This window comes from Staphylococcus sp. NWU MKU2, from assembly GCF_033283605.1.
GTDB lineage: Bacteria > Bacillota > Bacilli > Staphylococcales > Staphylococcaceae > Staphylococcus > Staphylococcus haemolyticus.
On sequence record NZ_JAVSMH010000001.1, the window covers coordinates 379,179 to 394,323 of the forward strand.

The following is a 15,145-nucleotide window of genomic DNA, read 5'->3' on the forward strand; positions in this document are numbered from 1 at the left end:
AGTTAATCTTTTTAATATATACATACGTTTTAGAATATCGTTAATTTACTTTCATAATATCATATGAGCTACTTATCGTAACTATTATTGCGATATCTGAATCTAATATTGAATTAAATAAAAAAGGCTAGAATTCATGCTTTAATCACTATATGATGTGATTGCATGCTCTAGCCTAATCTTATTTATGCTTCTTGCTTATCTTTTAATTCTTCAATGTAATCAATAGCACTTTGTGCTGCTATACTACCATCACCCGTAGCTGTTACAATTTGACGTAAACCTTTATCTCTAACATCACCAGCCGCAAATATACCTGGCACTTTCGTACTCATATTATCTTCAGTTACAATATAGCCCATATCATTCGTAATTCCTAGATTCACAAATGGTGCTGTTAATGGTTTCATACCAATGTAGATGAACACCCCATCTGCATCTAAAGTTTGTTCAGAGGCATCTTTGGTAGAAACAAGTGTTACAGAACCTACTTTTCCATCTTTTTCATTAATAGATTTTAAAGTATGACTCCATATAAAATCGATTTTGTCATTTTTAAACGCACGATCTTGCAAGATTTTTTGTGCTCTTAATTCATCTCTTCTGTGTACAATTGTAACTTTATCTGCGAATTTAGTTAGGAATGCACCTTCTTCAACAGCAGAATCCCCGCCACCTATTACAAATAAGTTTTTATTTTTGAAAAATGCACCATCACATACTGCACAATAACTTACACCGCGTCCACCTAGTTCTTGTTCACCAGGGACACCAATTTTTTTATATTCAGCACCAGTTGAAATAATTACCGCACGAGCTGTTATCTCTTTATTGCCTAAATTAATTTCTTTATAGTCACCTTTATCTTCAATTGATTTAATATCTCCATATTGATATTCAGCACCGAATTTTTTAGCGTGTTCGAACATTTTAGTTGATAAATCTGGACCAGTAATCATTTCGAATCCTGGGAAGTTCTCTACTTCCTCTGTATTTGCCATTTGTCCACCAGGCATGCCTCGTTCAATCATTACTGTGCTTAAATTTGCACGTGATGCATAAACTGCTGCAGTCATACCGGCTGGTCCAGCACCGATAATTGCAACATCATAATTTACTTCAGTCATTTTTATGCCTCCTACGTTTTTAATATCATGCGCATTATATATTAATATTTGAAATCTTTAAATTTATATGCTCAACAATTGATCAATTGCGTTATCTAACTTATAACTTGATATATTAAACAATTCCATAATTTTCTTTTTAGTCATATGGCTATGATAATAACGATGATATAGATAAGCATGTGCAGCTACATATCTGTCAACTTCACTAAAATCAACATCGTTCGCAATTAACCCTTCACCTTTATCAATCCAACTTATAAATAATTCCGTATCTTTCTGTATGTCGTCCATTTCATATAAACTCACTAAACCTTTGTGAATGAAATCTAATTTATTTAAATGCAGTCCCTGTACTAAATAAGTAAGGTAAAGTTTTTCATAGTCATTCATTGTTTCTAAAATAGACCAAATCTCTTGAGTCATTAATATTTCTTTACCATTTAATTGATTTAATAAAAACACACCATAAAGTCTATAATGGCTATCATCATCTAATAACAGTGGTAATATTTTTTGATCAAATGTTTGTTTACTCTCTTCAAGTACCCAAGGTGCGTAGCCCACATCAACTTTAGAAATTTGCAGTAACTTCTCCCAAAATACTTTACTCTGTTCTTTATTTCCGAGGTAATAATAATTAAAGCTCAATGCATTAAACATTTGAATTGAGGCAAACTTACCTTTTTTATAAAGTGGTAATAATATTTGTTGAGATGCATCGTACTGTTTTAAATAGCTTAGTACTATGCCTAATTTAAAACTTTCATCATCATTCATTGGTACTACTTTACTTAATATTTTAAGATATTTGTGATACTTATCTTTTTCATTCGTATTGTAAAGTAGCAATGTATAGTGACATAGTGCATGTACATCTGAATTATCTTCTGCCAATAACGCTTCAAACATATCTTTAGCAATTTCATATTCACTTAAATACAAATAGCACATTGCTAATAAGTTGCGAATGACTCTATGTTCTTGAATTTTCTCCTCTTGATTCAAAATATATTTACGTGCATCTTGTAATCTTCCTTGAGAAAATAAATATTGGAATAGTAATTGCGTTGAGAAAAGTTGTGCTTCGAGCTGAATTTTATCTTCACTCATATAAGACACTTCGAATGTTTTCTCTAATTCTTCTCGAAAGTCAGTATCATCAGTTAAAATCACATAATTAATACCAAACAAGAAGGCCTTGTTTGGCTCATTAAGGTCAATGTTTAATTGACTAAGTTGATAGAAACTGTCGGCAACATGATTACCTTCAATAATGCTGTCATAAAATAAATGCTCAGCTCGTCTACCTAAATTAAGTTTATTTAAGCAATAAGCATACTTTAATTTAATATCAAAATCTTGTGGTGACAAATCAAGCACTTTTTTATAGTATTCTACTGCCTTATTAAAATCTTGCATTCTATATTTTTGATCAGCCATTTTACGATAAAATGGTTCATCAAATTTCATCGAGATAATTTTATCATTGTTTTGCGCCATTCTTTGTCACCTCTCTTTATTTATGATGTATTTGCATAGGATTGCCATATGCAATGGCATAATCTGGTATATCTTTTGATACAACTGTTCCAGCTTTAACGACTACATGATTACCAATATGTACACCTGGTAGAATGGTCGAATTTGCACCAATTAATGTATGGTCACCAATGTACACTGGGCCATAGCGATATTCATCCACTAATACTTCGTGCGTTAATATTGTTGTATTATAACCAATTACAGAATTATTGCCAATTGTAATGAGTTGCGGATAAAAGATGTCAGGCATTACTTTATAGGCAATAGCAGTATGTTGTCCAATGGTCATGTTCAATAGATTAATATATATCCAACGTTTCCATTTTAAATTTGGTATAAAACGACATAATTCAATAAGCAATGTATTGGTAAATACTTTGGGAAAACGTACTAAACTATAAATCCGCCATAGTGGATTAATCTTATGATGGTCTTCTTTAGTTAACCGTCTCATGATTTCACTTTCGCCTTAGAGCTATTCCAAGTTAACGGACCTGCTTCTTTGTACAATGGTGGCTGGTATTTAATGCGACGATAAATTAAAATAACCAAACCAATTATGATTAAAATAATTGATACCAATTGCGCTACTCTAATATGACTTGTTAGCATCAAACTATCCGTTCTTAACCCCTCTACAAAGAAACGTCCAATTGAATACCATATTAAATAAAGTGTGAATGTTTCACCTACGCGAAGATGCTTTCTAATTGTAATTAAAATGATGAATCCCAATATATCCCATATAGATTCATATAAGAATGTTGGATGGTAGTATATCCCTTCAATATACATATTACGAATAATAAACTCTGGAATATGTAAATTTTCTAAAAAGGTTCTTGAGACTGGACCCCCATGAGCTTCATGATTCATAAAGTTACCCCAACGTCCAATACCTTGAGCTAAAATAATGCTTGGTGCCACAATGTCACCAATTTGAAATGGATTTAAATTTTTAATTTTACATACAATAATACCAGTGATAAATCCACCTAAAAGACCACCATGTATTGCAATACCGCCATGCCATATCATTGGAATTTCAATAGGGTTTTGGGCGTAATATGGCCATTGAAAAATCACGAAGTAAATACGTGCAGTGATAAACCCAAAGATGGCACTGTAAAAGATGACGTCAACAAGCGTATCTTTATGTAAACCAACATATTTCAAGCTTTCTTGAGCTATGAAATAACCAATAAGGATTCCTACCGCAATAATGATACCGTACCATTTTATTGAGAGTGGACCTATGCTAAATGCAGTAGGATCAATATAATTCAGATTAAAAAGCATGTTCTAGTTCTCCTTGCTTTGATGACCTTTTTTTAAGATTTCTTCATTTAAACGTTGATTAAATTCTTCAGCTGTATTAATCCCCATTATATTTAAACGATAATTCATTGCTGCGACTTCTATAATGACTGCAACATTTCGTCCTGGTCTTACAGGAATTGTTTTTTTAGTGATTTCTGTATCAAGAATTTGTAATGTTTCTTCATTCAATCCAACTCGGTCATACAGTTTATCTTTATCCCAATTTTCAAGGTTAATGTTAAGACGAATTTGTTTTTGTGTGAGGATTGACCCCGCTCCAAATAATGTCATGACATTGATGATACCGAGACCCCTAATTTCTAGTAAGTGCTCAATTAATTTAGGTGGTGTCCCTATTAATTCATCTTTAGTTATTTCACGAATTTCTACGTTATCATCAGCTACAAGTCGATGACCTCGTTTCACTAATTCAAGTGCAGTCTCACTCTTACCTATACCAGAATCTCCAGTGATTAACACACCCACACCATAAACATCGACTAACACACCATGTAATGATGTTGTCTTAGCTAATTCATGTTCAAGGAATGTCGTTAATCGACTCATTAAACTTGTAGTTGCATCCTTTGATACGATGAGTGGTGTATCCATTTCTTGAGCGGCATCAATCAGCTCTTGCGGAGGTTCTAATCCTCTTGTCACAATAATTGCAGGTGTTTCAGGACGACATAATTTTCTCATACGTCCATGACGTTCCTCGTCTGGTAACAAATTATAAAACGATAATTCTGTAGTACCTAGTAATTGAATTCGGTCTGCAGCATAGTGTGAAAAATATCCAGCCATTTCTAGACCTGGTCTAGAAATATCCGTATTTTTAATAGGTTTATGTAATCCTTTTTCACCTGTAAACAATTCTAATTTAAGTAATTTGACTAATTTCTCTGTCGTTAACATGAGTTCACCTCAAAATTTTCACTTGAATTCATTCACCTATTATCATATCAAAAATAAAGACAAGATTAATATAAAAAAGAAGAAATCCTAATATATTTGTTTCATATACACCTTAGATTGCTTTTAAATCATTAAGGGAGCAACATATAGTTTGTATTGGATTACTTAACCTCACTTATTGAATTTCTTATTACAATTCCCTTTGTTGGGTTTGATGTTTTGTTATTAAAAAAACTGAGAAAAGCTCGATATGAGCGTCTTCTCAGTTAAGTCAATTAATGCGAGATGACTATGATCCCTTAAATTACTATTAATTTCCATAATCTATAATTTAATTTATTCTACTTTATCTCGTTCAAGTACCGTTTTTAAATATTTACCTGTGTATGATGATTCTACATTTGCAATCTCTTCTGGTGTACCAGTAGCAACTAGTGTACCACCACCATCGCCACCTTCAGGTCCTAGATCAATAATATGATCTGCTGTTTTAATGACATCTAAATTATGTTCAATAATCACAACTGTGTCACCGTTTTCGACTAGACGATTAAGCACTTTTAGCAAACGACTAATATCATCGACGTGCAAACCGGTTGTAGGTTCATCAAGAATATAGATGGAACGACCAGTTGAACGTTTATGCAATTCAGAAGCTAATTTAACACGTTGTGCTTCTCCACCTGATAGTGTTGTGGCTTGTTGTCCAAGCGTGATGTAACCTAAACCAACATCTACAAGTGTTTGTAATTTACGATGTATTTTAGGAATATTTTCAAAGAAATACGTTGCTTCTTCCACTGTCATTTCAAGCACTTCAGCAATATTCTTACCTTTATAAGTAACTTCTAATGTTTCACGGTTATAGCGTTTTCCATCACAAACTTCGCATGGAACATACACATCAGGTAAAAAGTGCATTTCAATTTTAATAATGCCATCACCTTTACAAGCTTCACAACGTCCACCTTTAACATTAAAGCTAAAGCGTCCTTTTTGATAACCACGAATTTTCGCTTCATTTGTTTGAGCAAATACATCACGTATATCATCAAATACGCCAGTATAAGTGGCTGGATTAGAACGTGGTGTTCTACCGATAGGAGATTGGTCAATATCAATAATTTTATCTAGTTGATCAATACCTTCAATGCTATCAAAGGCACCCGGTTTAACTTTAGATTTATTTATTTTTTGAGCTAATGATTTATATAATACTTCATTAACTAGTGAACTTTTACCTGAACCAGACACACCTGTTACAACTGTCATTACAGACAATGGAATATCTACATCTACACCTTTTAAGTTATTACTTCGTGCACCTTTGATACTAATTTTGCGATCAGTTACTTCTCGACGATGTTCAGGAACGTCGATACGTTTCTTACCACTTAAATATTGTCCTGTTAAAGATTTCTTATCTTTCATGACTTTACTTGGAGTGCCACTAGAGACGATTTCACCACCATGATTACCTGCACCAGGACCGACATCTACGAGATAATCAGCTGCTCGCATAGTGTCATCATCATGTTCAACAACAATAAGTGTATTGCCCAAATCTCGCATTTCTTTCAATGTACTTATCAGACGATCATTATCACGTTGGTGTAAACCAATAGAGGGTTCGTCAAGCACATAAAGTACCCCTGTTAAGCGTGAACCGATTTGTGTCGCTAATCGAATACGTTGTGCTTCACCACCCGAAAGAGTGCCTGACGCACGATTAAGTGTTAAATATTCTAATCCAACATTATTTAGAAATGACAATCTTGAAATGATTTCTTTTAAAATTTGATTTGCAATAGCTCTATCTTGTTCTGAAAGCTCAATATTTTCATAGTAATTTAATGCATTCTTGATAGAATATTCGACAACTTCTCCAATATTATATCCACCAACGTAAACAGATAGCGCTTCTTTACTTAAACGTTTACCGTGACAAGTTTCGCAAGGCAGTTCAGTCATGTATTTACTCATTACTTCACGTGTATATTCCGATGGTGATTCATGATAACGACGGTCAATGTTGGCAACAACACCCTCGAATTTCATTCTTCTATGACGTGTCCCACCGTTACGACTGTGGAAAGAGAAATCAATTTCTTTATCACCTGAACCATTCATTAATATGTTTTTCTGTCTATCAGTCAACTTTTTATATGGCTTATCCATATTAATTTTATATACTTCGCATACGCGTTTTAATAAAGTTGGGTAAAAATCTGAGCTCGTAGGTTCCCATGGTTCAATCGCACCTTCATTTAGAGTCTTATTAGGGTCTGGAACTACCAAATCAAGATCGACTGTTAATCTTTGGCCTAAACCATCACAAGTTGGACAAGCACCAAATGGGCTATTGAAACTAAACATTCTAGGTTCTAATTCACCAATAGAGAACCCGCAAATTGGACAAGCGTGATTCTCAGAAAATTTAAGGTCCTCTCCATCAATTACATCGACAGTAATATTGCCATCAGCTAATTCTAAACCTGTCTCAATTGAATCTGCTAAACGTGTTTCAATACCATCTTTAACTACCAAACGGTCTACGACTACCTCGATAGTATGGTTTTTATTTTTATCTAATTCAGGAACCTCATTGACATCGACAATATCGCCGTCAACTCTAAGACGTACATAGCCTTTTTTACCAATATCTGCGATAAGTTTCTCATGACTACCTTTTCTATGAGAAACAACTGGCGCTAAAATTTGAATTTTAGTGCGTTCTTCAAGTTCTAAAATGCGATCAACCATTTGTTGCACAGTTTGAGATTCAATTTCAATATTATGATTAGGACAATATGGCTTGCCTATTCGTGCGTATAACAAACGAATATAATCATAAATCTCCGTTACCGTTGCTACTGTTGAGCGGGGATTTTTACTTGTCGTCTTTTGGTCAATTGAAATAGCTGGTGATAATCCCTCTATCGTATCGACATCTGGTTTATCCATTTGCCCCAAAAATTGACGCGCATATGCACTTAATGATTCTACATAACGTCTTTGCCCTTCAGCATAAATCGTATCGAATGCTAAAGACGATTTACCTGACCCAGATAACCCTGTCATAACAATTAATTTATTTTTTGGAAGTTCAATGTCTACGTCTTTTAAGTTATGTGCACGTGCACCCTTTACTATAATACTTGGTCCCTTCATTTAACTGTCACCCTTCTGCTTTTAATTCAAATAACATATCTCTTAATTCTGTTGCTTTTTCAAAGTCTAAATCTTTAGCTGCTTTTTTCATTTCTTTTTCTATATTTTCAATTGTTTTTTGTCTTTCTTTTTTAGTCATTTTCTTAGGTAATTCGGTTTGTTGTTTTTCATTTGTTTCATCATTATCAACCGTGGCACTAATAACATCATGAATTTTCTTATTAATTGTTTTAGGTGTGATTCCATATTTTTCATTATGTGCCATTTGTATATCACGACGTCTTTGCGTTTCATCAAGCGCATATTGCATTGAATCGGTGATTTTATCAGCATACATAATCACTTCACCTTTTTCATTTCGTGCAGCACGACCTATCGTTTGGATTAATGAGCGGTTTGAGCGTAAGAAACCTTCTTTGTCTGCATCTAAAATAACAACTAATGAAACTTCCGGTATATCAATTCCCTCTCTCAATAGATTGATACCGACAACAACATCATACGTTCCCATTCTTAAGTCACGAATAATTTCAATACGTTCTAACGTTTTAATCTCTGAGTGTAAGTAATTTACTTTAATACCCGCTTCTTTCATGTATGTCGTTAAGTCTTCACTCATTTTTTTAGTTAACGTTGTGACTAAGACACGTTCATCTCTATCAATACGTTCTTGAATTTCACTAAGTAAATCATCAATTTGATTTTTAGTTGGTCGAACATCAATTTTAGGATCTAAAAGACCAGTAGGACGAATAATTTGTTCAATCATTTCATCGGTATGTTCAATCTCATAAGGTCCTGGTGTAGCTGATACATATACCAATTGATTCGTTTTTTGTTCAAACTCCTCAAATTTTAATGGTCGGTTATCCATCGCACTAGGTAATCGGAAACCATGATCTACTAAAACTTGCTTACGCGCACGGTCACCGTTAAACATTCCTCTTATTTGTGGCAATGTAACGTGAGACTCATCGATCATTACTAACCAGTCATCACCGAAATAATCTAGTAACGTATAAGGTGTTGAACCTAAAGGTCTTAACGTTAGATGTACAGAATAGTTCTCGATACCCGAACAGAATCCCATTTCCCTCATCATTTCTAAATCATAATTTGTACGTTGCTCTAGACGTTGAGCTTCTAATAACTTATTCTCATCTTTTAATTCTTTTAATCGTTCTTCTAATTCCTTCTCAATACGTTCTATGGCAACTTTCATTTTTTCTTCACGTGTTACGAAGTGAGACGCCGGGAAAATCGCGAAATGTTCACGTTCGCGAATGACTTCTCCCGTTAAATAATTAACTTCTCGAATCCGATCAATTTCATCGCCAAAAAATTCAACGCGAATACACATTTCTTCACGTGAAGCTGGGAAAATTTCCACCACGTCGCCACGTACTCTAAATGTACCACGTTGGAAATCAATATCATTTCTAGAATATTGTACGTCTACGAGTTTACGAAGCAGTTCACTTCGATCCATTTCCATACCAACTCGAACACTTACTACTAAATCTTTATATTCTTCCGGATTACCTAAACCATAGATACAGCTGACACTGGCTATGATAATGACATCATCACGTTCAAATAATGCACTTGTGGCAGAATGTCGTAGTTGGTCAATTTCGTCATTAATTGAGGCATCTTTCTCAATAAACGTGTCTGTAGAAGGTACATAGGCTTCTGGTTGATAGTAATCATAATAACTAACAAAGTATTCTACTCTATTTTCTGGAAAGAATTCCTTAAACTCACTATAAAGTTGTCCCGCTAATGTTTTATTGTGTGCAATGATGAGCGTTGGTTTTCCCACTTCTTTAATAACATTACTCATTGTAAATGTCTTACCTGTACCAGTGGCACCTAAAAGCGTTTGGTGACGCTTTCCTTCTTTAACACCTTTAACTATTTTCTCTATTGCTTGCGGTTGGTCCCCTTGTGGATCAAACTCAGAATTCAATTTAAACGGGTAATGTTCCACCATTCTGATAAGCGCCTCCTTGAATTAAGCATTCTTAACTATTTATTTAAACTTTGATGTAAATAAATGATGTATGAAAATTTAACAATGATTTGTTTTAAATTGTATCTTTATTATTAATAAAAATTCTACTGAAATAGCTTAAACCACCTTATTAAGTGAAATTCATAAATTCATTCACTTAAAAATTTCCTATTATTTGTAAACTACTCTCACTTAAGGCTATTTTATCAAACATATAAATAAAAATACAAACGTTTGTTCGCTTACGTTTGTATTTTCAAAAACATTTATTCTTATTTTATATTCCACTAATGCGTGTGATTTATTCATATATAATTTAATGACGCCCGCTCTTAAATATACTTTAAATATTTACTTCCATTTGGACAAATTGTGCATTTACACTATAAACCAACTTACAGCAACATTCAAAAGTTCTGTTTAATAATGTTTAGTCTTGATGCTTATGAAACTCAAGGTTATCTATGATGACATATCCAGCTAATAAGGACACTACATCGATAAAGATTATCCATTCATTGTGAAAGAATCCTTTGTAAATTGAAGCAGCTATCAAAATTAATGTCGCAATAACACCAACCCATTTACTTCGAGTTATCACACTAAACAACACGACTAATACACATGGAAAAAATGCAGCTAAAGCGTACCAAATCATTTATCTCACCCATTTCTTCGATTTAAAATCGCCATTGTAGTTTCTCGCAATTCTGCTCGAGGAATGAAGTTTTCAGTTAGCATTTCAGGTATGACATTTTCTATGAAATCTTGAACAGAACTTAAGTGATCAAATTGCATGATTGTTTCCAAGCTGTGTTCATAAATTTCAAAGAACAGGTCCTCGGGATTACGTTTCTGTATTTCGCCGAACGTTTCATACAATAAATCAATTTTGTCGGCTACAGATAAAATTTGACCCTCTAACGAATCATCTTTCCCCTCTTGTAGTCGTTCTCGATAAATATCTTTATAAGGTTCAGGTATTTCTTCATTAATAAACGTGTCCACCATATCTTGTTCAACTTGAGAAAACAACATTTTCAATTCCGTTTTAGCGTACTTCACTGGTGTTTTAATGTCACCAGTAAACACTTCTGCAAAATCATGATTCAGTGCTTTTTCATATAAACTTTTCCAATCAATAGTATTACCATGATGTTCTTCTACAGTCGCTAAATATTGTGCAATCTTAGTAACTTTAAAAGAGTGAGCAGCAACATTATGTTCAAAATATTTAAATTTACCTGGTAAGCGAATTAATTTCTCTAAATCAGAAAGTCTCTTAAAGTATTGATGAACACCCATTTTACCTTACCTCCATACTCTATTAAATAAAGATTATACTTACATTTATTATATCAATCAACATTTCTATGAGAAGTGTCAATTCTTTATATATTGTAAAATGTTGAAGAAGTATAAAAAATAAGACCCTCAACATAGTTTCACGCTTAAATGAACTATCGAGGAGTCTTATGTATACAATTTGTCGAATGATTATATTACGATTCGTTAAATTGAATTTGAAGCTTTCATCATCTTATCAAATACTTTGGTTGGCAATATAGCATGTAAAAACACAAGGGGTTTAGCTGCAAATCCTAATAGATAACGTGGTTTAGGTTTATTACTATCTATTGCTTTTGAAATCGCTTTTGTGACTACCATTGGATTTGAAAGCATATTAGAATGATATTGCTTTTTCATACTTTGAGCCACTTTCATCGCAGTAGCTTCATAGGCACCGCCTTTTGCAGAATCAGCTAATTTATCAGCAGCGATAATCCCCCAATCTGTTTTAATCCCACCTGGTTCAATAATAGATACTTCTATCCCGAATTCCTCTACTTCCATTCGTAAAGCATCGCTAAAGGCTTCTAATGCATATTTCGTAGCATGATACCAAGCGCCAAAATAAGTTGTAAGTCGTCCACCCATTGATGAAATATTAATGATATGTCCTGATTTTTGCGTTCTCATATGTGGTAAAACTAGCTGTGTAATACGTGCTAAACCAAATATATTTACTTCAAATTGCTGTTTCGCTTCTTCAATTGTGACATCTTCGATTGCACCATATGAACCATAACCGGCATTATTAACGAGCACATCAATTCTTCCTTCGTTTGCGATAATTGTATCGATTGCCGTTTTAATTGATGCTTCATTTGTTAAATCTAATTTTAAAGGGTTAACTTGGTTTACTTTTTCAAGGCTTTCTATCCTACGACCAGCGCCATAAACAATATTTCCCTGTGCTGCTAAATATTCTGCTGTTTTATAACCAATACCACTCGTTGCTCCTGTAATTAAAATGACTTTTCCCATAAATGAGTCCACCTTTATATTCTATTTTAAAACATAATTATGCGTAAAAAGAGCAAAACTATTAATAAATATTCGCTTACATTGAGCTTTCTTCAATACATAACAATTATTTCATTTTCATTTATTACCCAATATATACTAGTTACATAGAAATGTATTGTGATAAGTACTTTAATTAAAGATTAGATTGTTTTCCTAAAATGTACACAAACCGGTTCCTAACTATTTATATAAAATAAACACCCCTTGCTCTAACTATGCCGCGCTATTTCGTTTAGTCTTCCTATAAATTTTTATAAAACGGCATACCTCATAAAAAAAGAGTTCAATAACTATGCTAAATTGCATAGCCATTGAACTCTGACATTTGAATATATTAAAAATAATGTCTTTAAATTTGTTAGTGAATAAAATTATAGCTTGAAGTGTTTGTAATTGTTCTATTTGTAACATGGTTATAATGACCATTCCAGTTCATTTCTGAAACATATACTGATCCATCTTGATTAACATGTTCCACGACACCAACATGACCATAATAACCAGCAGTTGTTTGGAAAATAGCACCTACTTCTGGACGATTATCTACTGTTAATCCAGCATTTTTTGCTGAGTATGCCCAGTTATTGGCGTTACCCCAATAACTACCAATTGAGCGCCCTAATTGTTGTCGACGATCAAATGCATAGTATGTACAATTTCCGAAACTATAACGGTTTCCTTGATTGGCAGTTGTAATATGTTGATACGATACTGGTGTATTCACTGATGAGTAGTATGAATCGTGCGTAGTAGTTGTAGGTGCACTTGTAGGTACAATATTGTAACCAGTCACATTTGTTGTGCTAGCACTTACCGATTGAGCTACCACATCTGATTGATTAAATGCTGTTGTTTCTGCATAAGTTTGTGCATAATTGATCTCTTTATTTTCTAATTTTGCTGCACCTTTTTCACTTACTGCAATTAAGTCACCTGGATGAATTAATGCAGTTACACCTGGATTAAAGTTATATAATTGTTCAAGTGATAAGTGATGTGATAACGCAATTTGGTATAATGTATCGCCAGCTTTAACTTTAACGATATCTTTATTTGTTAATCCTAGATTTGTTTCTTGCTCCACTTGACTATTGTATGTATTTGATTGTTGTGAAGTTGTATGTGTTGAATTTGTATGTTCTTGTGCATTAGCTAAACCACTTAAACCTGCTAAAGCTGCAATAGAAGTCAATGTTACTGTAAGAGTCTTATTAATCATGTTGTCATTCCTTTGTTGTTTTATATTATTGTTCTTTTATACTGTAGCACAACATATTTTATAGAAGTTCAATGTTATCGGCTTGTAATATAAAGGTTAAAAAGGGCTTAAATAACATATGAAATTATATACTCTAGTAATAAATAACATTTCAATTTACATTTACTTAGCTATTATTTAGATTCTCAAAAAAATTAGGAGTAAGATAATCAATTCAAAACGAACTCTATCTCACTCCTATTTTCAATTCTTTTACATTAATTATCACTTTGATTCATTGTATATCTTAGATACGATTCAATGAATGGTCCAATCTCCCCATCCATGACTGCATCAACTTTACCAGTCTCTTCATTTGTTCGATGATCTTTTACCATAGAATAAGGATGGAAAACATATGAACGAATTTGGCTTCCCCAACCAATTTCTTTTTGTTCACCACGTATTTCAGCCATTTCACGTTCTTGCTCTTCTAATTTTAATTGGTATAATTTAGCTTTTAACATTTTCATCGCTGCTTCACGGTTTTTAATTTGTGAACGTTCATTTTGGTTATTAACTACGATGCCTGTTGGATGGTGCGTAATTCGAATTGCAGATTCTGTTTTATTTATATGCTGACCTCCAGCACCTGATGCTCTAAATGTATCTACTGTAATATCGTCAGGATTAATTTCTATTTCAATTTCATCATTATTAAATTCCGGAATGACATCACATGAAGCAAATGACGTGTGACGGCGCCCAGATGAATCAAATGGAGAAATTCTAACTAGTCTATGAACACCTTTTTCGGCTTTTAAATAACCATACGCATTATGCCCTTTAATTAACAATGTGACACTTTTGACGCCCGCTTCATCACCTGGTAAATAATCAACAGTTTCAACTTTGAACCCTTGTTGTTCACCATAACGTTGGTACATACGTAGTAACATACTAGCCCAATCTTGTGATTCAGTACCACCAGCACCCGGATGTAATTCTAAAATTGCATTATTCGCATCATGTGGACCATCTAATAATAATTGCAATTCAAACTGATCAACTTTCTCTTTGAAGTCGAGAACACTTTGTTCTAAATCACTCTTTACATCATCATCTAACTCTTCTTGCAATAATTCCCAAGTTGCCGTCATATCCTCAACTTCTTCTTCTAATTCATGATAACCATTTACAACTGATTTTAATGCATTATTTTTATCAATAACATCTTGTGCTTTATTCTGATCATCCCAAAAGTCAGGTTCAGTCATCATTTCTTCATATTCTTGAATATTTGCCTCTTTATTTTCTAAGTCAAAGAGACCCCCTAATTTGTGTTAAGTTGTTACGATATTCATCTATATTTCGCTTAATTTCAGATAATTCCATATTTATCTCTCCTATTCTTACCTAATTCATATTGATTGGATATGTAAAAAGTAGGAGCGTGAATTCTATTTCACAACTCCCACTTAT

General features: G+C 33.4%; 12 protein-coding genes. All 12 read right to left on the minus strand.

Features of this window, described 5'->3' with window-relative positions:
• Nucleotides 1-185 precede the first annotated feature (185 nt).
• The 12 genes from trxB to prfB all read right to left on the minus strand — a co-directional run bounded on the left by trxB (nucleotide 186) and on the right by prfB (nucleotide 15,058).
• Nucleotides 186-1,127, minus strand: coding sequence for a thioredoxin-disulfide reductase (gene trxB, locus SBL15_RS02090; RefSeq protein WP_037536326.1), 942 nt, complete (start codon nucleotides 1,125-1,127; stop codon nucleotides 186-188).
• A 63-nt stretch (nucleotides 1,128-1,190) separates the two neighbouring features.
• Nucleotides 1,191-2,630, minus strand: coding sequence for a tetratricopeptide repeat protein (locus tag SBL15_RS02095; protein WP_107611466.1), 1,440 nt, complete (start codon nucleotides 2,628-2,630; stop codon nucleotides 1,191-1,193).
• A gap of 16 nt (nucleotides 2,631-2,646) precedes the next feature.
• A complete protein-coding gene (locus tag SBL15_RS02100) occupies nucleotides 2,647-3,126 on the minus strand; it encodes an acyltransferase (RefSeq protein ID WP_053019094.1) in 480 nt (159 codons plus the stop codon).
• Entirely contained in the window at nucleotides 3,123-3,971 is an 849-nt protein-coding gene (gene lgt, locus SBL15_RS02105) for a prolipoprotein diacylglyceryl transferase (RefSeq protein WP_107613416.1), read from the minus strand. Before lgt ends, SBL15_RS02100 begins: the two co-directional genes overlap by 4 nt.
• Before the next feature lie 3 nt (nucleotides 3,972-3,974).
• Nucleotides 3,975-4,910, minus strand: coding sequence for an HPr(Ser) kinase/phosphatase (gene hprK, locus SBL15_RS02110; protein WP_011276393.1), 936 nt, complete (start codon nucleotides 4,908-4,910; stop codon nucleotides 3,975-3,977).
• 336 nt (nucleotides 4,911-5,246) lie between these two features.
• On the minus strand, nucleotides 5,247-8,081 hold the full coding sequence (gene uvrA / locus SBL15_RS02115; RefSeq protein ID WP_107611469.1) for an excinuclease ABC subunit UvrA: 2,835 nt from the start codon (nucleotides 8,079-8,081) through the stop codon (nucleotides 5,247-5,249).
• Nucleotides 8,082-8,088: 7 nt separating this feature from the next.
• A complete protein-coding gene (gene uvrB / locus SBL15_RS02120) occupies nucleotides 8,089-10,074 on the minus strand; it encodes an excinuclease ABC subunit UvrB (RefSeq protein ID WP_016930981.1) in 1,986 nt (661 codons plus the stop codon).
• Between the two features lie 451 nt (nucleotides 10,075-10,525).
• Entirely contained in the window at nucleotides 10,526-10,753 is a 228-nt protein-coding gene (locus tag SBL15_RS02125; protein WP_037536344.1) for a CsbA family protein, read from the minus strand.
• A 5-nt stretch (nucleotides 10,754-10,758) separates the two neighbouring features.
• A complete protein-coding gene (locus SBL15_RS02130) occupies nucleotides 10,759-11,400 on the minus strand; it encodes a YfbR-like 5'-deoxynucleotidase (protein ID WP_107611470.1) in 642 nt (213 codons plus the stop codon).
• Nucleotides 11,401-11,607: 207 nt separating this feature from the next.
• Entirely contained in the window at nucleotides 11,608-12,423 is an 816-nt protein-coding gene (locus SBL15_RS02135) for an oxidoreductase (protein WP_107611471.1), read from the minus strand.
• A 400-nt stretch (nucleotides 12,424-12,823) separates the two neighbouring features.
• Nucleotides 12,824-13,681, minus strand: a complete 858-nt coding sequence (locus SBL15_RS02140) for a CHAP domain-containing protein (RefSeq protein WP_182477419.1) — start codon at nucleotides 13,679-13,681, stop codon at nucleotides 12,824-12,826.
• Between the two features lie 260 nt (nucleotides 13,682-13,941).
• Nucleotides 13,942-15,058 (minus strand): peptide chain release factor 2 gene (prfB, locus tag SBL15_RS02145; RefSeq protein WP_317955032.1). Its coding sequence is split into 2 segments (ribosomal slippage): nucleotides 13,942-14,985 and nucleotides 14,987-15,058, totalling 1,116 coding nucleotides; the frame shifts between segments, so codons are not numbered across the junction.
• Nucleotides 15,059-15,145: the final 87 nt, after the last annotated feature.

Coding starts and splice junctions, on each gene's coding strand:
- trxB (WP_037536326.1), bottom strand. CDS start 1,127: ATGACTGAAGTAAATTATGATGTTGCAATTATCGGTGCTGGACCAGCC.
- SBL15_RS02095 (WP_107611466.1), bottom strand. CDS start 2,630: ATGGCGCAAAACAATGATAAAATTATCTCGATGAAATTTGATGAACCA.
- SBL15_RS02100 (WP_053019094.1), bottom strand. CDS start 3,126: ATGAGACGGTTAACTAAAGAAGACCATCATAAGATTAATCCACTATGG.
- lgt (WP_107613416.1), bottom strand. CDS start 3,971: ATGCTTTTTAATCTGAATTATATTGATCCTACTGCATTTAGCATAGGT.
- hprK (WP_011276393.1), bottom strand. CDS start 4,910: ATGTTAACGACAGAGAAATTAGTCAAATTACTTAAATTAGAATTGTTT.
- uvrA (WP_107611469.1), bottom strand. CDS start 8,081: ATGAAGGGACCAAGTATTATAGTAAAGGGTGCACGTGCACATAACTTA.
- uvrB (WP_016930981.1), bottom strand. CDS start 10,074: ATGGTGGAACATTACCCGTTTAAATTGAATTCTGAGTTTGATCCACAA.
- SBL15_RS02125 (WP_037536344.1), bottom strand. CDS start 10,753: ATGATTTGGTACGCTTTAGCTGCATTTTTTCCATGTGTATTAGTCGTG.
- SBL15_RS02130 (WP_107611470.1), bottom strand. CDS start 11,400: ATGGGTGTTCATCAATACTTTAAGAGACTTTCTGATTTAGAGAAATTA.
- SBL15_RS02135 (WP_107611471.1), bottom strand. CDS start 12,423: ATGGGAAAAGTCATTTTAATTACAGGAGCAACGAGTGGTATTGGTTAT.